At 72.0% G+C, this 21,699-nt stretch carries 7 protein-coding genes; 6 read left to right on the top strand and 1 reads right to left on the bottom strand.

Translation table 11 applies throughout. The features are described 5' to 3' along the window. Positions 1-54: 54 nt before the first annotated feature. Positions 55-1,305 carry a cytochrome P450 gene (locus NOO62_RS34945; protein WP_268774795.1) on the bottom strand — a complete coding sequence of 417 codons (1,251 nt, stop codon included), beginning with the start codon at positions 1,303-1,305 and terminating at the stop codon, positions 55-57. Between the two features lie 314 nt (positions 1,306-1,619). On the opposite strand from NOO62_RS34945, the gene NOO62_RS34940 reads away from it, so the two are divergent. The 6 genes from NOO62_RS34940 (at position 1,620) to NOO62_RS34915 (ending at position 21,653) form a co-directional block, all read left to right on the top strand. After that, positions 1,620-6,533 carry a type I polyketide synthase gene (locus NOO62_RS34940; RefSeq protein WP_268774794.1) on the top strand — a complete coding sequence of 1,638 codons (4,914 nt, stop codon included), beginning with the start codon at positions 1,620-1,622 and terminating at the stop codon, positions 6,531-6,533. Between the two features lie 122 nt (positions 6,534-6,655). After that, positions 6,656-17,830 carry a type I polyketide synthase gene (locus NOO62_RS34935; protein WP_268774793.1) on the top strand — a complete coding sequence of 3,725 codons (11,175 nt, stop codon included), beginning with the start codon at positions 6,656-6,658 and terminating at the stop codon, positions 17,828-17,830. Further along, positions 17,827-18,261, top strand: a complete 435-nt coding sequence (locus NOO62_RS34930; protein ID WP_268774792.1) for a nuclear transport factor 2 family protein — start codon at positions 17,827-17,829, stop codon at positions 18,259-18,261. The genes NOO62_RS34935 and NOO62_RS34930 overlap by 4 nt, the downstream gene beginning before the upstream one ends. A gap of 78 nt (positions 18,262-18,339) precedes the next feature. Further along, complete coding sequence (locus NOO62_RS34925; RefSeq protein WP_268774791.1) at positions 18,340-18,753, top strand: nuclear transport factor 2 family protein; 414 nt, start codon at positions 18,340-18,342, stop codon at positions 18,751-18,753. Further along, positions 18,750-20,234, top strand: coding sequence for an NAD(P)/FAD-dependent oxidoreductase (locus NOO62_RS34920; protein ID WP_268774790.1), 1,485 nt, complete (start codon positions 18,750-18,752; stop codon positions 20,232-20,234). The genes NOO62_RS34925 and NOO62_RS34920 overlap by 4 nt, the downstream gene beginning before the upstream one ends. A 201-nt stretch (positions 20,235-20,435) precedes the next feature. Then, a complete protein-coding gene (locus NOO62_RS34915) occupies positions 20,436-21,653 on the top strand; it encodes a S1 family peptidase (RefSeq protein WP_268774789.1) in 1,218 nt (405 codons plus the stop codon). Positions 21,654-21,699 lie beyond the last annotated feature (46 nt).

Genomic DNA, 21,699 nt, shown 5'->3' with positions numbered 1-21,699 from the left:
GTATGCGGAGGAGACGTACGTACTCAGAAGGCGCGCCCTGCAATGTGGCATGTGTCAGAAGGCGCATTGAAGGTGCTTGATGCCCTCGATGAAGCTGGAGTCCAGCCTGCGGGGCTGCCCCACGGCACGAATGTGGGGCAGCGCCGCGAGCAGTTCCCGGTACAGGACGGTGATCTCCATCCGGGCGAGGTGGGCGCCGAGGCAGACGTGCGGCCCCACCGCCCCGAAGGTCACGTGGTTGTTCGCGCCGCGCGTGATGTCGAAGCGGTACGGGTCCGGGAAGGCGCCCTCGTCCCGGTTGCCCGACCAGTAGAACAGGAAGATGCGGTCGCCCCTGCGGAACCGGTGGCCGTTCATCTCGCAGTCGCGGGCGGCGACGCGGCGCATCCAGTTGATGGGCGTGGAAACCCGGAGGATCTCCTCGACGGCGTCCTTCGCGTACGTGTCGAAGTCCGAGAGCAGCAGCTGCTTCTGCTCGGGGTGCTCGGTGAGCAGCACCAGGGCGTGCGAGATGGCGTTGCGGGTGGTCTCCATCCCGGCGATGACGAGCAGGATGAAGAACGACACGAGTTCCTGGCGGGTCAACTGTTCGCCGTCGGCCTGCACTTGGACGAGCTTGGTGATCAGGTCGTTGCCGGGCGCGGCGAGCCGCTCCTCGCGGAGCCCCGCGATGTAGTCGCCGAGTTCGCGGGAGGCCTCGATCACCGCGCGCTCGGAGTCGGCGCGGTCGGGCACGTAGTCCGGGTCGAGTGGTCCGACGATCGTGTTGGACCGGTCGAAGAGGAAGTCGTGGTCCGACTCCGGTATCCCCATCATTTCGCTCAGCACGGCGATGGGCATCTCCGCGGCGACGGGCCTGATGAAGTCGCCGGGCCCGCGCGCGACGAGGTCGGCGATGATGCGCCGCGCGGTGCGCGTCGCCACGGCCTCGAACTCGGGAACCATGTTGCGGCCGAACGAACGCGACACGATGCGGCGCAGCCGGGAGTGCTCCGGGTTGTCCATGTTGATCATCGAGCCGTAGTACTCGTCCAGCTCGGGCGGCAAGCCGACGATCGTGGTGGCACCGTTCGACGAGAAGTCCTGCGGCCGACGGCTGACCTCCGCGATGTCCGCGTACTTCACCAGCGCGTGATACCCGAAGGCGAACGGCACCCCGGGCATGCTCTGCTGGATGAACGCCGGATGCGGCATCCCGCGCATCTCCTCGAACAGCGCCACGCGTTCCTCGTACGGCCGCGCCCAGAACGACGGGTCGACCAGGTCGGGGAATGTGGCGGCCGGCTTGTTATCCGTGATGGGCACGATGCCTCGCTTCGCGTTGTCCGGACCGACACCGGGACACGTTGGCAGGGGGGTCTTAAGCGTTCCTAAGAAGCACATCCCGCCGCTCGGCCGCCCCTGCACTGCCCTGCCCCGGTCCGACCCGACCCGACCAGTGACGACGGCGCGGGGACGGCGCCGTACAGAGCCGAGTATTAGGAGGGCTTTAGCGTCGTCGACGAGTCTGCGGTCCGGCGGGGGCCCCGCCTGCCCGATGCTCACGCCGGTCGCCCGGCTGACCGGTCATCGGGTCAGGGGCTCTGCCGTTCTCGCGGAGAGGGGCGGTTGTCACCGGGATGGCGCACACCGAAGAGAAGCTTCTTGAATACCTCAAGCGTGTCACTGCGGACCTGCGTCAGACCGAACGCCGGCTCCAGGACGTCGAGTCGGCAGGCAGCGAGCCGATCGCCGTCATCGGCATGGCGTGCAGGCTGCCGGGCGGGGTCCGGTCTCCCGAAGAGTTCTGGGAGCTGATCTCCACGGGCGGCGACGCCGTCGCCCCGCTGCCCGGTAACCGCAACTGGGACCTCGACGCCCTCTACGACCCCGACCCGGAGAGCACCGGCACCAGTTACGTCCGCGAGGGCGGCTTCGTCTACGACGCCGGCGATTTCGACCCCACCTTCTTCGGCATCGGCCCCACCGAGGCCCTGGCCATGGCGCCGCAGCAGAGGCTCGCCCTGGAGACGGCCTGGGAGGCCATCGAGCGCGCCGGCATCGACCCGCTGAGCCTGCGCGCCAGCGCCACCAGCACCTTCATCGGCTGCGACGGCCTCGACTACGCCCTGGGCGCGTCGGAGGTGCCCGAGGGCACGGCGGGCTACTTCACCATCGGCAACTCCGGCAGCGTCACCTCGGGCCGCGTCGCCTACACCCTGGGCCTCGAAGGCCCGGCGGTGACGGTCGACACCGCGTGTTCCTCGTCGCTGGTCTCCCTCCACCTGGCCGCCCAGGCCCTGCGCACGCAGGAGTGCTCACTGGCCCTCGCCGGCGGTACGTACGTCATGTCGTCGCCCGCCCCCCTGATCGGGTTCAGCGAACTGCGCGGCCTGGCCCCCGACGGCCGCTGCAAGCCCTTCTCGGCGGGCAGCGACGGCATGGGCATGGCGGAGGGCACGGGTGTCGTGCTCCTGGAGCGCCTCTCCGACGCGCGCCGCAACGGCCACAAGGTTCTCGCGGTGATACGTGGTTCAGCGGTGAACCAGGACGGCGCGAGCAACGGTCTGACCGCCCCGAACGGCCCCTCACAGGAACGCGTCATCCGCGCCGCCCTCGCCAACGCCCGCCTCACCGCCGAGGACATCGACGCCGTGGAGGCCCACGGCACGGGCACGACGCTCGGCGACCCCATCGAGGCCGGGGCCCTGATCTCCGCGTACGGGCAGGAACGCCCCGAGGACCGGCCGCTGTGGGTCGGCGCCGTGAAGTCCAACATCGGGCACACGCAGATCGCCGCGGGCGTGGCGGGCGTCATCAAGATGGTCATGGCCCTCCAGAACGACCTGCTGCCCGCCATCCTCCACGTCGACGCGCCCTCGCCCCATGTGGAGTGGGACGGCAGCGGGCTGCGCCTGCTCACGGAGCCGGTGAAGTGGCCCCGCGGTGAACGCCCGCGCCGGGCGGGGGTGTCCTCGTTCGGCTTCTCGGGGACGAACGCGCATCTGATCTTGGAGGAGGCGCCGGAGGACGGGGTCTCGGCCGGTCGTGTTGCGTCGGTGCCGGACGGTTCGGTGGTGCCGTGGGTGGTTTCCGGGCGGACGCCTGATGCGTTGCGGGAGCAGGCGCGGCGGTTGGGTGAGTTCGTGGCCGGGGATGTGGAGGCGGCGCCAGGTGACGTCGGCTGGTCGCTGGCCACGACGCGGTCGGTGTTCGAGCACCGGGCCGTGGTGGTCGGTCGGGGGCGCGATGAGCTGGTGGCCGGGGTGGCGGCGCTGGCTGCCGGTGAGGTGTCGGCGGACGTGGTGTCCGGCGCGGTTGCCTCGGCCGGTGCGGGCCCGGTGCTGGTGTTCCCGGGGCAGGGGTCGCAGTGGGTGGGGATGGGGGCCCAACTGCTGGACGAATCACCCGTGTTCGCGGCGCGGATTGCTGAGTGCGAGCAGGCCTTGTCTGCGTACGTGGACTGGTCGTTGCGTGAGGTGTTGCGCGGGGAGGGGAGTGAGCTGGCGCGGGTGGAGGTCGTGCAGCCCGTGTTGTGGGCGGTGATGGTCTCGCTCGCCGCGGTCTGGGCCGATCAGGGGATCGTCCCGGCCGCTGTGATCGGGCACTCGCAGGGCGAGATGGCCGCCGCCTGCGTTGCGGGCGCGCTGTCGCTTGAGGATGCGGCACGGATCGTGGCGGTACGTAGTGACGCGCTGCGGCAGTTGCAGGGGCACGGCGACATGGCGTCCCTGGGGACCAGTGCCGAGCGGGCCGCGGAGCTGATCGGTGACCGTCCTGGTGTGAGTATCGCCGCCGTCAACGGGCCCTCCTCGACCGTCATCTCGGGGCCGCCCGAGCATGTCGCGGCCGTTGTCGCCGACGCGGAGGCCGCCGGGCTGCGCGCCCGCGTCATCGACGTCGGCTACGCCTCCCACAACCCGCAGATCGACGCACTCCACGACCTCCTCACCGAACGCCTCGCCGACATCCGGCCCGTGTCGACGGATGTGGCGTTCTACTCCACCGTCACCGCCCAACGCCTCGACGATACCCAAGTGTTGGACACCGACTACTGGGTCACCAACCTGCGCCAGCCCGTCCGCTTCGCCGACACCATCAACGCCCTCCTCGCCGACGGCTACCGCCTCTTCATCGAAGCCAGCCCCCACCCCGTCCTCAACCTCGGCATGGAAGAGACCATCGAGCAGGCCGCCGCCACCGCCACCGTCGTTCCCACCCTGCGCCGCGACCACGGCGACACCGCCCAGCTCGCCCGCGCCGCAGCCCAGGCCTTCACCGCGGGCGCCGACCTCGACTGGCGGCGCTGGTTCCCCGCCGACCCCACCCCCCGCACCGTCGACCTCCCCACCTACGCCTTCCAGCACCAGCACTACTGGCTCGAACACTCCACCAGCACCGGAAAGACCCTCGGTGCCGAGCACAGTGCGGCCGAGTCGCAGTTGTGGCAGGCGGTGGACGAGCTCGACCTCGGGCTGTTGGCGGAAGCGTTGCGGTCGGAGGAGGGCAGTGAGGAGGCGGTGCGGGCGCTGGAGCCCGCGTTGCCGGTGCTTCAGGGGTGGCGGCGGCGGCACCGGGAGCAGGCGACCATCGACTCCTGGCGCTACCGCGTCACATGGAAGCACAAGCCCGACGTCGCCACACCCCAACTGGGCGGCGACTGGCTCCTGTTCGTCCCGAACGGCGAGGCGGAACACCCGGCCGTACGGGCCACCGCCGAGGCCCTGAGTGAGTACGGCGCCGCCTCCGTCCGGCTGCACCCCGTGGAGACCGGACGGGTTCGGCGTGAGGCGCTGGCGGCCGTGGACACGTCAGGGCTCGCCGGGATCGTCAACCTGCTGCCCCTGGACGAGACCCCGCACCCCGAGCACGCAGCCGTGCCTGCCGGACTCGCGGCGACCACCGCCCTGATCCAGGCACTCGGCGACAACGGCACGACCGCACCCCTGCACACCGTCACGCAGGGAGCCGTGTCCACGAGCGCCACCGACCCGCTCACCCACCCCCTACAGGCCCACGTCTGGGGACTCGGACGCGTCGCCGCCCTTGAGCATCCCCGCATGTGGGGCGGGCTCGTCGACCTCCCGGCCCGTATCGACCAGCACACCCTCGCGCGCCTCGCCGCCGCGCTCCTCCCGCAGGACGAGGACCAGACCGCCGTCCGCCCCACCGGAACCCACACCCGGCGCCTCACTCACGCCCCCGCCACCCTCCCGGACAGCGGTGTGGGATGGCAGCCCCGCGGCACCACCCTCATCACCGGCGGCACCGGCGGAATCGGCGCCGTACTCGCCCGCTGGCTCGCCCGCGAAGGCGCGCCCCATCTGCACCTCACCAGCCGCCGCGGCCCCGATGCCCCCGGCGCACAAGAACTCGCCGCCGAACTCCACGAACTCGGCACCACCGTCACCCTCACCGCCTGCGACGTCAGCGACCCGCGGCAGCTCCGCGGCCTCCTCGACCGGACGCCGCCCGAGCACCCCCTGACCGCCGTCATCCACGCGGCGGGCATGAGCGATCTGACCTCGATCACCGATCTGACGACCGCGCGCCTGGACCAAGTGCTCGGGTCGAAGTCCGCTGCGGCCTGGAACCTGCACGAGCTGACGCGGGAGTCGGACCTCTCCGCGTTCGTCATGTTCTCGTCCGGCGCCGGTGTGTGGGGCAGCGGCCAGCAGGGCGCATACGGCGCCGCCAACCACTTCCTCGACGCGCTCGCCGACCACCGCCGCTCCCAGGGCCTGCCCGCCACCTCCATCGCCTGGGGACCCTGGGCCGAGGCCGGGATGTCCGCGGACCCGGAGTCGCTCTCGTACTTCAAGCGCTTCGGTCTGCTCCCGATCGGCCCGGACCTGTGCGTCAAGGCGCTGCACCAGGCGGTCGGCGCGGGCGACGCCACCCTGACCGTGGCGAACTTCGACTGGGCCAAGTTCACACCGACGTTCACCGCACAGCGGCCGAGCCCGTTCCTCGACGACCTCCCGGAGAACCAGCGCGAGGCCGAGCAGGGCGGTTCCGCGGCCGAGACCAGCGCGTTCCGCGAGGAGCTCGCGAAGACACCCGCGGCACAGCGGCACGGCTTCCTCGTCCAGCACGTAAGGACACACGCGGCCGCCACGCTGGGCCGCACGGCGGAGGACATCCCGGCGGCGAAACCGTTCCAGGAACTCGGCTTCGACTCGCTCACCGCCGTCCAGCTGCGCAACCAGCTCAACACCACGACCGGGCTCTCCCTGCCCGCCACGGTGATCTTCGACCATCCCACCTCTGAGTCCCTCGCCTCGCATCTGCGCGGGCAGCTGGGCGGCGACGGCGAGACCACCGGTGAGAGCGGCGTGCTCGCGGCGCTCGACAAGTGGGACGCGGCGTACGGCACGGCGGGGATGGACGAGGCGGCCCGCCGCCGCATCGTCGGACGGCTCCACGTGCTGGTCTCGAAGTGGAGCCCGGCGCAGGACGGGCCGGAGGGCGGCGACTCCGGCCACGCCGACCTGGAGACGGCGAGCGCGGACGACATCTTCGACCTCATCTCCAGCGAGTTCGGGAAGTCCTGAGCCTTCTGCACCTCCCGACCCACACCCCCCATCCCCCCCATCCCCCCATACCCGTCCTGTCACCCGCACCCCCGCCCGCAATCCTCCCCGATCACCACGTAGCGCCAAGGAGCCTGGGTCAGATGTCGAACGAGGAGAAGCTTCTCGATCACCTCAAGTGGGTCACCGCGGAGCTGCGCGAGGCCCGCCAGAAGCTCCGCGACAAGGAGTCGGCCGAGCCGGTCGCCATCGTAGGCATGGCCTGCCGCTTTCCCGGTGGCGCCCGGTCCGCGGAGGACCTGTGGCAGCTGGTGCGCGACGGGGGCGACGCCGTCGCGGGGTTCCCCGACGACCGGGGCTGGGACCTGGAGTCCCTGTACCACCCGGACCCTGAGCACCCGGCGACCAGCTACGTGCGGGACGGTGCGTTCCTGTACGACGCGGGCCGTTTCGACGCCGACTTCTTCGGCATCAGCCCGCGCGAGGCCGTCGCGATGGACCCGCAGCAACGGCTGCTCCTGGAAACCGCCTGGGAGGCGATCGAGCACGCGGGCCTGAACCCACAGGGACTGCAGGGCAGCGACACCGGTGTCTTCACCGGAGTCAGCGCCCACGACTATCTGACGCTGATCAGCCAGACGGCCAGTGAGGTCGAGGGGTACATCGGCACCGGCAACCTCGGCAGCGTCGTGTCGGGCCGCATCTCCTACACGCTGGGGCTCGAAGGTCCCGCGGTGACCGTCGACACGGCGTGCTCGTCGTCCCTCGTCGCGATCCACCTGGCGAGCCAGGCGCTGCGGCAGGGCGAGTGCTCGCTCGCACTGGCCGGCGGGTCGACCGTGATGGCCACGCCGGGTTCGTTCACCGAGTTCTCGCGGCAGCGCGGGCTGGCGCCCGACGGCCGCTGCAAACCGTTCGCGGCCGCCGCCGACGGCACCGGATGGGGCGAGGGCGCCGGAGTCGTGGCGCTCGAACTGCTCTCCGAGGCTCGCCGTCGCGGCCACAAGGTCCTTGCGGTGGTGCGGGGTTCGGCCGTCAATCAGGACGGTACGAGCAACGGCCTCGCCGCGCCGAACGGCCCCTCGCAGGAACGCGTCATCCGCGCCGCCCTCGCCAACGCCCGCCTGTCCGCCGAGGACATCGACGCCGTGGAGGCCCACGGCACGGGCACGACGCTCGGCGACCCCATCGAGGCCAACGCGCTCCTCGCCACGTACGGGCAGAGCCGCCCGGACGACCGGCCGCTGTGGCTCGGGTCGATCAAGTCCAACATCGGTCACACGCAGGCCGCCGCCGGTGTCGCCGGTGTCATCAAGATGGTCATGGCCCTGCGCAACGGGCTGCTCCCCACCTCGCTGCACATCGACGCGCCCTCACCGCACGTCCAGTGGGAGCAGGGCGGCGTACGGCTGCTCTCCGAGCCGGTCGAGTGGCGGTCGGAGCGGACGCGGCGTGCGGGGATCTCGGCGTTCGGCATCTCGGGGACGAACGCGCATCTGATCCTGGAGGAGGCGCCGCGGGAGGAAGCGGTTACGGAGGAGGCTGCCGCCGCGGCGCCCCCGGATTCCGTGGTGCCGTGGGTCGTTTCCGGGCGGACGGCCGACGCGCTGCGCGAACAGGCGCGTCGGCTCGGGGAGTACGCGGCAGGTGACTCGGCAGCTCATCCGACGGAGATCGGCTGGTCGCTGGCCACGAGCCGCGCGGTGTTCGAGCACCGGGCCGTGGTGGTCGGGCAGGACTCCGCCCGGGCGATCGCCTCACTGGAGGCACTGGCCTCGGGCGAGGCAACCGCGGATGTCATTTCCGGGGTCGCGGGCGATATGGGTCCTGGGCCGGTGCTCGTTTTCCCGGGGCAGGGGTCGCAGTGGGTGGGCATGGGCGCCCAACTGCTCGATGAGTCTCCCGTGTTCGCGGCACGTATCGCCGAGTGCGAGCAGGCCTTGTCCGCGTACGTGGACTGGTCGTTGCGTGAGGTGTTGCGCGGGGAGGGGAGTGAACTGGCGCGGGTGGAGGTCGTGCAGCCCGTGCTGTGGGCGGTGATGGTCTCGCTCGCAGCCGTATGGGCTGATCAGGGGATCGTCCCGGCTGCCGTGATCGGGCACTCGCAGGGCGAGATGGCCGCCGCCTGCGTTGCGGGCGCGCTGTCGCTGGAGGATGCGGCACGGATCGTAGCGGTACGTAGTGACGCGCTGCGGCAGTTGCAGGGGCACGGCGACATGGCGTCCCTGGGGGCCAGTGCCGAGCAGGCCGCGGAGCTGATCGGCGACCGTCCGGACGTGAGCATCGCCGCCGTCAACGGGCCCTCCTCGACCGTCATCTCGGGGCCGCCCGAGCATGTCGCGGCCGTCGTCGCCGACGCGGAGGCCGCCGGGCTGCGCGCCCGCGTCATCGACGTCGGCTACGCCTCCCACCACCCGCAGATCGACGCACTCCACGACCTCCTCACCGAACGCCTCGCCGACATCCGGCCCGTGTCGACGGACGTGGCGTTCTACTCGACGGTCACGGCCGAACGCCTCGCGGACACCGCGGCGTTGGACACCGACTACTGGGTCACCAACCTCCGCCAACCCGTCCGCTTCGCCGAGACGGTCGAGGCCCTCCTCGCCGACGGCTACCGCCTCTTCATCGAAGCCAGCCCCCACCCCGTCCTCAACCTCGGCATTCAGGAGACCATCGAGCAGGCCGGGGTCACGGCCACCACCGTTCCCACCCTGCGCCGGGACCACGGAGGCCGCACCCAGCTCACGCACGCCGCCGCGCAGGCGTTCACCGCGGGGGCCGCGGTGGACTGGCGGCGCTGGTTCCCCGCCGACCCCACTCCCCCTACCGTCGACCTGCCCACGTACGCCTTCCAGCGCAAGCACTACTGGGTGGAGCCGCCCGCGGCGGTGGCGTCCGGGGGCGGTGGGCACGATCCGGTCGAGGCCCGGGTGTGGCAGGCGATCGAGGATCTGGACATCGACGCCCTCGCCAGCAGCCTGGAGATCGACGGGCAGGCGGAGACCCTCGGGGCGCTGGAGCCCGCGCTGCCCGTCCTGTCGGCCTGGCGGCGCAGGCACCGGGAGCAGTCCACGGTCGACTCCTGGCGCTACCACGTCACTTGGAAGCATCTGCCCGACGCGGCGGCACCGGAGCTCGGCGGCACCTGGCTGCTGCTCGTGCCCGCCGCGCACACCGAGCACCCCGCCGTCCTTGCGACCGCACAGACGCTCGCCGCGCACGGCGGCGAGGTACGACGTCACGTACTCGACACGCGCGTCGTGGAACGTGCCGTGCTGGCCGAGGAGTTGCGGTCGGTGATGGGCGACGAGCCGCACGCAGGCATCGTCAACCTGCTGGCGCTCGACGAGGAGCCGCACCCCGAGTTCACGGCCGTACCCGCCGGGCTCGCCGCGACGACCGCTCTCGTCCAGGCCCTCGGCGACAACGGCACCGACGTCGTCCTGCGCACCCTCACGCAAGGCGCCGTCTCGACCGGCGCCGCCGATGCCCTCAGCCGCCCCGTGCAGGCGCAGGTCTGGGGTCTCGGGCGGGTGGCCGCGCTGGAGTATCCGCGGTTGTGGGGCGGGCTCGTCGATCTGCCCGCGCGCATCGACCACCAGTCGCTGACCCGTCTCGCCGCGGCCCTCTCCCCCGCGCCTGCCGCGCAGGACGAGGACCAGATCGCGATACGCCCTTCCGGCGTCCATGGACGCAGGATCACGCACGCGCCCGCCACCACCGCGAACGGCGGGGTGAGTTGGGAGCCCAGGGGCACCACCCTCATCACCGGCGGCACCGGCGGTATCGGCGCCGTACTGGCCCGCTGGCTCGCCCGTGAAGGCGCCCCGCGCCTGCACCTCACCAGCCGCCGCGGCCCCGACGCCCCCGGCGCGCAAGAACTCGCGGCCGAGCTGGAGGCATTGGGCACCCGCGTCACCGTCACCGCATGCGACGTCGGCGACCGCGAGCAGGTGCGCCGCCTCGTCGACGGCATACCCACCGAGCACCCGCTCACCGCCGTCGTGCACGCCGCCGGTGTCCCGAACTACATCGGCCTCGGCGAGGTGACGGGTGCCGAGCTGGACGAGGCGCTGCGGCCGAAGGCGCTCGCCGCGCTCCATTTGCACGAACTGACACGGGAGTTGGATCTCTCCGCGTTCGTGATGTTCTCGTCCGGCGCCGGTGTGTGGGGCAGCGGCCAGCAGGGCGCGTACGGCGCCGCCAACCACTTCCTCGACGCGCTCGCCGACCACCGCCGCTCCCAGGGCCTGCCCGCCACCTCCATCGCCTGGGGACCCTGGGCCGAAGCCGGGATGGCCGCCGACCAGGCCGCGCTGACGTTCTTCAGCCGCTTCGGCCTCCACCCGCTCAGCCCGGACCTGTGCGTCAAGGCGCTGCACCAGGCGCTCGACGCGGGCGAGACGACGCTGACGGTGGCGAACTTCGACTGGGCGCAGTTCACGTCGACGTTCACCGCACAGCGGCCCAGTCCGCTCCTCGCCGACCTGCCCGAGAACCGCCGCGCCAGCGCGCCCGTGGCGCAGGAGGACGCCTCGGAGACGTCGTCGTTGCAGCAGGAGCTGACCGAGGCGAAGCCCGCGCAGCAGCGGCAGTTGCTGTTGCAGCACGTGCGCTCGCAGGCGGCGGCCACGCTCGGGCACTCGGACGTCGACGCCGTGCCCGCGACCAAGCCGTTCCAGGAGCTGGGCTTCGACTCGCTGACCGCGGTGGAGTTGCGCAACCGGCTGAACAAGAGCACCGGTCTGACCCTGCCGACGACGGTCGTCTTCGACCACCCCACGCCCGACGCGCTCACCGACGTCCTCCAGTCGGAGCTGTCGGGCGACACGGCGTCCACCGAAGCGGCACGCGCCACCACCGCGGCCGCCGACGACGAGCCGATCGCGATCGTCGGCATGGCCTGCCGCTACCCGGGCGACGTCCGCTCCCCCGAGGAACTGTGGGACCTGGTCACGGCCGGCAAGGACGCCATGAGCGACTTCCCCGACGACCGGGGCTGGGACCTGGAGACGCTGTACGACCCGGACCCGGAGAGCCGCGGCACCAGCTACGTCCGCGAGGGCGGCTTCCTCTACGACGCGGGCGACTTCGACGCCGGTTTCTTCGGCATCAGCCCGCGCGAGGCCGTCGCGATGGACCCGCAGCAGCGGCTGCTCCTGGAGACCGCATGGGAGGCGATCGAACGCGCCGGGCTCGACCGTGAGGCCCTGAAGGGCAGTAACGCCGGGGTGTACACGGGCCTGACCATCTTCGACTACCTGGCGCTCGTCGGGGAACGGCCCACCGAGGTCGAGGGCTACATCGGCACCGGCAACCTCGGCTGCGTCGCCTCGGGCCGCGTGTCGTACGTACTCGGCCTCGAAGGCCCCGCGATGACCATCGACACCGGGTGCTCGTCGTCCCTTGTGGCGATCCACCAGGCGGCGCACGCGCTGCGGCAGGGCGAGTGCTCGCTCGCTCTCGCGGGCGGCGCGACGATCATGGCGACGCCGGGTTCCTTCGTGGAGTTCTCGCTGCAACGCGGGCTCGCCAAGGACGGGCGGTGCAAGCCGTTCGCGTCCGCCGCCGACGGCACCGGCTGGGCCGAGGGCGTCGGCCTGGTCGTCCTCGAACGCCTCTCGGAGGCCCGGCGCAACGGCCACAAGGTCCTCGCGGTGATCCGCGGCTCGGCCATCAACCAGGACGGTACGAGCAACGGGCTCACGGCACCCAACGGGCAGGCGCAGCAGCGGGTGATCCGCCAGGCCCTCGCCAACGCACGGCTCTCCGCCGACGACGTCGACGCGGTGGAGGCGCACGGCACGGGCACGATGCTGGGCGACCCCATCGAGGCGAGCGCGCTCGTGGCCACGTACGGCAAGGAGCGGCCCGAGGACAGGCCGCTGTGGCTCGGCTCGATCAAGTCGAACATCGGGCACGCGCAGGCGTCGGCCGGTGTCGCCGGGGTGATCAAGATGGTGATGGCGCTGCGGAACGAGCAGCTGCCCACCTCGCTGCACATCGACGCCCCCACGCCGCACGTGGACTGGGACGGCAGCGGAGTCCGGCTCCTGTCCGAGCCGGTGGCCTGGCCGCGCGGCGAACGCCCGCGCCGCGCCGGAGTCTCCGCGTTCGGCATCTCGGGCACGAACGCCCACCTCATCCTCGAACAGGCCCCGGACGCCCCGGAGCCCGCGCCCACTCCGTCGGACGTGGCCGACGCGCCTGCCGGAGTGGTGCCGTGGGTGGTGTCGGGACGCGGCGAGGAGGCGCTGCGGGCGCAGGCGGCGCTGCTGGCCGAGCGCGCGACGGCCGACCCGCAGCTGGCGTCGCCCCTGGACGTGGGCTGGTCCCTGGTCAAGAGCCGGTCGGTGTTCGAGAACCGTGCCGTGGTCGTGGGCAGGGACCGCGACGCGCTCCTCGCCGGGCTTCGCTCCCTGGCAGCGGGCGAGCCGTCACCGGACGTCGTGGAGGGCGCCGTACAGGGTGCCTCCGGCGCGGGGCCGGTGTTGGTTTTCCCGGGGCAGGGGTCGCAGTGGGTGGGGATGGGGGCTCGGCTGCTCGACGAGTCGCCGGTGTTCGCGGCGCGGATTGCTGAGTGTGAGCAGGCCTTGTCCGCGTACGTGGACTGGTCGCTGAGCGAGGTGTTGCGCGGGGACGGGAGCGAGCTGGCGCGGGTGGAGGTCGTGCAGCCCGTGCTGTGGGCGGTGATGGTCTCGCTCGCCGCCGTCTGGGCCGATCAGGGGATCGTCCCGGCCGCTGTGATCGGGCACTCGCAGGGCGAGATGGCCGCCGCGTGTGTCGCGGGCGCGCTGTCGCTTGAGGATGCGGCACGGATCGTAGCCGTACGAAGTGACGCACTGCGACAGCTGCAAGGACACGGCGACATGGCATCCCTGGGCACCAGTGCCGAGCAGGCCGCTGAGCTGATCGGCGACCGTCCTGGTGTGAGTATCGCCGCCGTCAACGGGCCCTCCTCGACCGTCATCTCGGGGTCACCCGAGCACGTGGCGGCCGTTGTCGCCGACGCGGAGGCCGCCGGGCTGCGCGCCCGCGTCATCGACGTCGGCTACGCCTCCCACAACCCCCAGATCGACGCACTCCACGACCTCCTCACCAAACGCCTCGCCGACATCCGGCCCGTCCCGACGGACGTCGCGTTCTACTCCACCGTCACCACCCAACGCCTCGACAACACCCAAGCGTTGGACACCGACTACTGGGTCACCAACCTCCGCCAACCCGTCCGCTTCGCCGAGACGGTCGACGCCCTCCTCGCCGACGGCTACCGCCTCTTCATCGAAGCCAGCCCCCACCCCGTCCTCAACCTCGGCATGGAGGAGACCATCGAGCGGGCCGACCTGCCTGCCACCGTCGTCCCGACCCTCCGCCGCGACCACGGCGACACGGCTCAGCTCACCCGTGCCGCCGCCCAGGCCTTCGCCGCGGGGGCCGACGTCGACTGGACGGGGTGGTTCCCCGCGGTTCCGTTGCCGCGGGTCGTGGATCTTCCGACGTACGCCTTCCAGCGGGAGCGGTTCTGGCTCGAGGGGCGCCGGGGGCTCGCCGGGGATCCGGCGGGGCTCGGGCTCGCCTCGGCGGGGCACCCGCTGCTCGGCGCCGCCGTGGAGCTCGCGGACGGCAGCAGCCATCTGCTGACCGGGCGGATCTCCCCGCGCGACCAGGCGTGGCTGGCCGAGCACCGGGTCATGGACACGGTGCTGCTGCCGGGGTCCGCCTTCGTGGAGCTCGCGATGCAGGCGGCGGTGCGTGCCGGCTGCGAGGCGCTCGCGGAGCTGACGCTGCACACGCCGCTCGCCTTCGGGGACGAGGGCACCGGAGCAGTGGATCTGCAGGTGGCGGTCGGTGCCGTGGCGGAGGACGGGCGGCGTCCCGTGTCCGTCCACTCACGGCCCACGGGTGAGGGCGAGGACTCCGTCTGGACCCGGCACGCCACCGGCACCGTGGCTCCCGCCGGGCCTGTCGCCGCGGACGGATCGTTGGGCGGTGCCTGGCCGCCGCCCGGCGCCACTCCTGTCGGCGGGCAGGATCCGTACGATGAACTCGCCTCGTACGGCTACGACTTCGGTCCTGGCTCGCAGGGCCTCGTCACCGCGTGGCGGCTCGGGGACGACCTCTTCGCCGAGGTGGCGCTGCCCGAGGCGGAGAGCGGCGGCGCCGACCGCTACCAGGTCCATCCGGTGCTGCTCGACGCGACTCTGCACGCGCTGATCCTGGACGCGGTCACCTTGTCCGCCGACACCGACCAGGTACTGTTGCCGTTCTCCTGGAGCGGATTGCGGGTGCACGCGCCGGGTGCGGACAGTCTGCGGGTACGCATCGCACGCACCGCGCCGGATCAGCTGGCCCTGACGGCCGTCGACGACGGTGGGGCGCCGGTCCTGACGCTGGAGTCGCTCACGGTGCGGCCGGTGGCCGCCCACCAGATCGCCGGTGCCCGTACGGCGGACCGGGACGCGCTGTTCCGGCTCGTGTGGACGGAGGCTGCCGCGCGGGCCGATGGGGGTGGCGCCGCCGTGCGGCCCGCTGTTGTCGCGCCTGCCGGGGAGCCGCTGGGTACTGGGATCGCCGACGCGTTGTCCGGTGCTCCCGTGCGGGAGACCTTCGCCGCGCTGCGGGAGGGTGTGGCGGGCGGGGGTGAGGCGCCCGATGTCGTGCTCGCCGTGTGCGCCACGCCCGGTGCGGGCGGCGCGAACGGGTTCGAGGAGGATGCGGCCGGGTACGCGCGGCTCGCTGCCGTGACCCTTCTGTCGCTGCTCAAGGAGTGGGTCGATGACCCCGCGTTCGCGGCGACCCGTCTCGTCGTCGTCACGCGGGGTGCGGTCGCGGCACGACCGGGCGAGGCGGTCGGTGATCTGCCGGGTGCGTCGCTGTGGGGTCTGGTGCGCAGCGCGCAGGCCGAGAATCCGGGACGCCTCACGCTGCTGGACGTGGACATGGACGTGGACATGGATGCGGCGGCGGTGGCGGGGGCGTTGGCCGCGCTGCCTGGCGTACTGGGGCTCGCGGAGCCGGAGTTGGCGTTGCGGGGCGGGCGGGCGTTCGTGCCGCGGCTCGTACGTGACGACGCCTCCGCGCGGCTCGCGCCGCCGGTCGGGGCGCCCGCGTGGCGTCTCTCCGGGAGCGAAGGGACGTCCGTGGGCGAGCAGTTGGCTCTGGTGGATGCTCCGGAGGCCCGGCGGGTGCTGGAGCCACACGAGGTGCGGGTCGCCGTGCGGGCCGCCTCGCCGGACCCGGGAACGCTCGGGGCGGCGGGCCAGGCCGTGGGTGCCGGTGTCGTGACGGAGGTCGGCGGTGCGGCCGGTCCGGTGGCCGTGGGGGACCGGGTCATGGGCTTGTTCGAAGCGGTGGGGCCGGTGGGCGTCACCGACGCGGCGCTGCTCACGACGGTTCCGGGCGACTGGAGTTGGACTGAGGCTGCCGGTTCGCTGGGCGCCTATGTGGCGGCGTACCACGTACTGACGGATGTCGTCTTGCCCAGCGGCGGGGGGCCACTGCACGTCGCGGTGGAGACGGGCGCTGTGGGGCGGGCAGTGACGCGGCTCGCGTCGCACCGGCGCGTGGACATCGTGGACGGTGCGGCCGACTTGGACGGTGCGGCCGACTGCACCCTCTATCGTGACGGGGCGTTGGTCGTCCGGCGAGCGGATTCTTCGGACGGGGGCCAGGTCGTCGCTCCGCCCGAGCCCGGCCGCGTACGGGAAATCCTCGCCGAACTGGCGGAGTTGCTGCGGCCCATCGGCCCGGCGGAGGACGTCGACGTGCGTCACGGCGGCCCCCTCGTACCGCTCGACGTCACCGCCTGGGACGTCCGGCAGGCCCCCGCCGCCGCGGCCGCCCCGCCCACCCCGGGCACGACGACCGTGTACACCCTGCCCGTCGCCTTCGACCCGGAAGGCACCGTACTCGTCACCGGCGGAACCGGAGCCCTCGGCGCCCTGACGGCCCGCCACCTGGTGGGACGCCACGGAGCCAGGCATCTGCTCCTGTCCAGCAGGCGTGGCGCCGACGCGCCGGGCGCCCTCGAACTGGCCGCCGACCTCTCCGCGCTCGGCGCGCACATCACGTTCGCCGCCTGCGACCCCGGTGACCGGGACGCGGCGGCCGCACTCCTGGAGTCGGTGCCCGCGGAACACCCGCTCACCGCCGTCTTCCACTGCGCGGGCACCGTGAGCGACGCGGTGGTGCAGAACCTCACCGCCGAACAGGTCGAGGAGGTCATGCGCGTGAAGGCGGACGCCGCATGGCACCTGCACGAGCTGACGCGGGACGCCGACCTCTCCGCGTTCGTCCTGTACTCGTCGGTCGCCGGGCTCCTGGGCGGCCCCGGCCAGGGCAGCTACACCGCCGCCAACGCGTTCCTGGACGCGCTGGCCCGGCACCGGCAGGACGGCGGTGCGGCCGCGACGTCCCTGGCGTGGGGGTACTGGGACCTGGACAGCGGGATGTCGGGGCGGCTCACCGACGCCGACCGGGCACGTCACGCCCGGGCCGGTGTGGTCGGGCTCGGCGCCGACGAGGGCCTCGCCCTGCTCGACACGGCCTGGGCCGGGGGCCTTCCGCTGTACGCGCCGGTCCGCCTCGACCTGGCCCGGATGCGACGGCAGGCCGAGAGCCACCCCGCGCCGGCGCTCCTCCAGGACCTGGTGCGCGGTGCGGGAAGCAGGGGCGGTGGCGGGACCACCGTATCGGCGGGCGCGACCGCGCTGCGCAAATCGCTCGGTGCGATGTCCGACGCGGAGCGGGAGGACGCGCTGCTCGACCTGGTGTGCACGCACATCGCGGCCGTGCTCGGATACGACGCGGCGACTCCCGTGAACGCGACCCAAGGGCTGCGGGAACTCGGCTTCGACTCGCTGACGGCGGTGGAGCTGCGCAACCGGCTCTCGACCGCGACGGGACTGAAGCTGCCCGCCACGTTCGTCTTCGACCACCCGAACCCGGCGGAGCTCGCCGCGCACCTGCGGCAGGAGCTCGCGCCGCGCGCGGCCGACCCGCTCGTGGACGTCCTCGCGGAGTTCGAGCGTCTGGAGAACTCGCTCCTGTCCGTCTCGTCGAAGGACGGCACGGCGAGGGCCGAGCTTGCCGGGCGGCTGCGCGCCACGCTGGCGCGGCTCGACGTGCCGCGGGAGACGGCCGAAGAGGTGGCCGAGGAGGCGGCGGTGGCGGCTCGGATCCAGGACGCGTCGGCCGACGAGATCTTCGCGTTCATCGACCGCGACCTCGGCAGGGGCAACGGCCACCGCAACGGCAACGGCAACGGGCAGAGCGACGGACAGGGCAACGGACAGGCAGTGGAGGGACAGCGATGAACGAGTTCGCCCGCAAGAAGCGTGCCCTGGAGCACAGTCGGCGGATCAACGCGGGGGATCTGGACGCGCTCGTCGAGCTGTACGCGCCCGACGCCGTCGTCGAGGACCCGGTCGGCCTGCCGCCCCTCGCCGGGCACGACGCGCTGCGCGCCCACTACGGGCCGCTCCTCTCCGCGCACCTGCGCGAGGAGGCGGCCGAGCCCGTCGCCGGTCAGGACGCGACGCACGCGCTGATCCAGATCACCTCCGTCATGGACTACCTGCCCCTGGGTCCCCAGTACGCCGAGCGGGGCTGGCTCAAGGCACCCGACGCCCCGGAGACGGCGCGCATCCGGCGCACGGCGATGCTCGTGATCCGCATGGACGCGGCCGGTCTCGTCCGGCACCTCAAGTCGTACTGGGGCACGTCCGATCTCACGGTCCTCGGCTGAAGCGCAGAACCGCGGGGCCGCAGAACCGCAGGACCGCGACGAGTTGCAAAAGGTCTGCCCACCCTTCCTGGAGGTGCCATGCCCGACGAGGCCGCGCGCAAGCAGATGGCCGTCGACTACGCCCAGCGGATCAACGCCGGTGACATCGAGGGCGTCCTCGACCTGTTCACGGACGACATCGTCTTCGAGGACCCGGTGGGGCGGCCGCCGATGGTGGGCAAGGACGACCTCCGCAGGCATCTCGAACTGGCCGTCTCCTGCGGTACGCACGAGGTGCCCGAGCCGCCGATGACGTCGATGGACGACCGTTTCGTGGTGACGCCGACGACGGTCACCGTGCAACGGCCGCGACCGATGACCTTCCGCATCGTCGGCATCGTCGAGCTCGACGAGAACGGGCTCGGCCGCCGGGTCCAGGCGTTCTGGGGAGTCACCGACGTGACCATGGACGGGCCCGCCGACACCACCCACCCCGAAGGGATCCGCGCGTGACCACCACCCGACCCGCACACGCCGTCGTGCTGGGCGCCAGCATGGCAGGCGCCCTCGCGGCCCACATCCTGGCCCGCCACGTCGACGCCGTGACCGTCGTGGAACGTGACGCCCTGCCCGAGGAGCCCCAGCACCGCAAGGGTGTCCCGCAGGGCCGCCACGCCCACCTGCTGTGGTCCAACGGCGCCCGCCTCATCGAGGAGATGCTGCCCGGCACCACCGACCGTCTGCTGGCGGCCGGGGCGCGCCGTCTCGGCTTCCCCGAGGACCTGGTGACGCTGACCGGGCAGGGGTGGCAGCACCGCTTTCCCGCCACCCAGTTCGCGCTGGTCGCCAGCCGCCCTTTACTTGACCTGACGGTACGTCAACAGGCTTTGACCGCACCGAACATCACCGTTCGGCAGCACACCGAAGCCGTCGAGTTGTCGGGCGGCCAGTCGTCGGGCAGCAACGTGTCGGGCGGCGGGATCCGGGTCACCGGTGTCGTCGTACGTGATGTGGACAGCGGTACGCAGGAGACACTCGAGGCCGACCTGGTGATCGACGCCACCGGGCGCGGCTCCCGTCTCAAGCAGTGGCTGTCGGCGCTTGGCGTGCCCGCACTCGAAGAGGACGTGGTGGACGCGGGCGTCGCCTACGCCACCCGCCTCTTCACGGCCCCGCCCGGCGCGACGACCCGCTTCCCCGCCGTCAACATCGCCGCCGACGACCGCGTCCGCGAGCCCGGGCGTTTCGGTGTGGTCTACCCCATCGAGGGTGGGCGCTGGCTGGCGACGCTGTCCTGCACGAGGGGCGCTCAACTTCCCAGTGGTGAGGCTGAGTTCCTGCCCTTCGCGGAGAACCTGAACCATCCGATCCTCGCCGAGCTCCTGCGTGACGCGGAGCCGCTCACCCCGGTCTTCGGCTCCCGTTCCGGCGCGAACCGCCGCCTGTATCCGGAGCGGCTCGCCGAGTGGCCCGACGGGCTGCTCGTCATCGGTGACTCGCTGACCGCGTTCAACCCGATCTACGGGCACGGGATGAGCTCGGCCGCGCGCTGCGCCGACACGATCGACCGCGAGTTCCGGCAGCATCCGCAGGGCGGCACGGGGTCCGCGCTGCGCCTCCAGAAGGCGATCGGCGCGGCCGTCGACGACCCGTGGATCCTGGCCGCCACCAAGGACATCGACTACGTCAACTGCCGGGTATCCGCGACGGATCCACGCCTCATCGGGATGGACACGGAGCAGCGTCTGCGGTTCGCGGAGGCCATCACGGCCGCGTCGATCCGCTCCCCCAAGGCGTCCGAGATCGTCACGGACGTGATGAGCCTCAACGCGCCGCAGACCGAACTGGGCTCCAACCGCTTCCTGATGGCGATGCGCGCCGACGAACGCCTGCCGGAGCTGACGGCTCCCCCACTGAGCCCGGAGGAGCTGGCCGTGGTGGAGCTGGATCCGGCCAAGATCACACCTGCGGCCGTCGGTCTTTCCCATCCGTAATAGCCGATGCGGGAGGGCACGGTTTTAACAGTTCCCTTGATGTTCTGTTAAAAGCTGCCCTTGTCACAGACCTTGTTGAAGGGCTGATCACTGGGCCAGAGTTCCAACCGCAGCGAGCCCCACGCTCGCTGCCAGGCAGGAACCCACCCCCCTTTTCTCGCTTTACGGAGAGTTCCTGCCTGCCATTCGGAAGGAATCAGTGTGTCGCATTCTCGTAGATACAGATTCGCCGCCGTGGCCGCTCTGCTCTCGGCATCAGTGGTCGTGGGAACCCAGGCAACGGCGCAGGCCCAGACGCCGGTGCGGGACGCCGCTCCGGCCGCGCGCTACCAGCCCGAGATGGTGCGGGCGCTCGCCGCTTCGCTCGGTGTGAGCGAGAAAGCCGCGACCGAGCGGCTGGACCGGCAGGACGCCCAGCAGGCCCGGCTCGCCGAGCTGAGGAAAAGCGGGATATCCGATGACGGGGCGTTCTTCGACGCCTCCGGCAGGCTGACCGTCAACGCCGACGGCAAGGCCGATGTCACCGCCATCGAGAAGGCCGGCCTCGACGCCCGCGTGCCGGCCCGTGGCGAGGACAAGCTCGACGGCATCAAGGCACGGCTCGACGCCGCGGCCGAACGGCGCGCCCCCGCAGGTGTCGTCGACTGGTCCGTGGACCTGGCGTCGGACAAGGTCACCGTCAAGGTCAACAGTGACCGAGGAGCGGCGGCGAAGGCGTTCCTCGCCAAGGCCGCGACGTACGGTTCCGCCGTCAAGGTCGTCCGGGACCAGGAGAAGCGCGCCCCGCAGGCCGCGATCGCCCCCGGCAGCAAGATGACGATCAACGACACCAACGGCTGGTGTTCCGTCGGCTACGGCGCCCACGACCGGTCCGGCAAGCAGTACCTCGTCTCCGCCGGCCACTGCGTCGCCGGTCTGCCCACCCTGCGCTACGGCGGCACCGCGTTCGCCAAGGGCACCCACACCCGCTTCGCGGTCGGCACGAACAGCGTCGACATGGGCGTCGCCGCCATCGGCTCCGGCCACTCGATCACGACCAAGGTCGGCACCTGGGGCCAGGCCGGCAACGTCGCCGTGAACGGCAGCCGCCGCGCCTCGTCCGGCGCCGCGCTCTGCAAGTCCGGCGCGACCACCGGGTGGACGTGCGGCAAGGTCGGCTCGTACAACGTCTCCGTCACCTACACGGACCAGAACGGCGGCCCCGACACGGTCGTCACGGGTCTCGCCACCTCCAGCGTCTGCACCGAGGGCGGCGACAGCGGCGGCGCGTACATCTCCGGCAACCAGGCCCAGGGCATGACCTCCGGCGGTCCGGTGAACCAGCAGTGCACCGGGGGTGTGAACTCGCGCGGCTCCTCCTACTTCCAGCCGCTCGACGACGCCCTCTCGTACTACGGGCTGACGCTCAACACCAACTGACCGGCCTTCGAGGGAAGACCAGGGGCCGCCCACCGGCTAAGGTGGG

This window comes from Streptomyces sp. Je 1-369, from assembly GCF_026810505.1.
Taxonomy (GTDB): Bacteria; Actinomycetota; Actinomycetes; order Streptomycetales; family Streptomycetaceae; genus Streptomyces.
This window is presented reverse-complemented; position numbering and strand designations above follow the sequence as displayed.

Excerpts from the sequence above, each read along its gene's own strand:
- NOO62_RS34930 (WP_268774792.1), top strand. The coding sequence starts at position 17,827 with ATGAACGAGTTCGCCCGCAAGAAGCGTGCCCTGGAGCACAGTCGGCGG.
- NOO62_RS34925 (WP_268774791.1), top strand. The coding sequence starts at position 18,340 with ATGCCCGACGAGGCCGCGCGCAAGCAGATGGCCGTCGACTACGCCCAG.
- NOO62_RS34940 (WP_268774794.1), top strand. The coding sequence starts at position 1,620 with ATGGCGCACACCGAAGAGAAGCTTCTTGAATACCTCAAGCGTGTCACT.
- NOO62_RS34935 (WP_268774793.1), top strand. The coding sequence starts at position 6,656 with ATGTCGAACGAGGAGAAGCTTCTCGATCACCTCAAGTGGGTCACCGCG.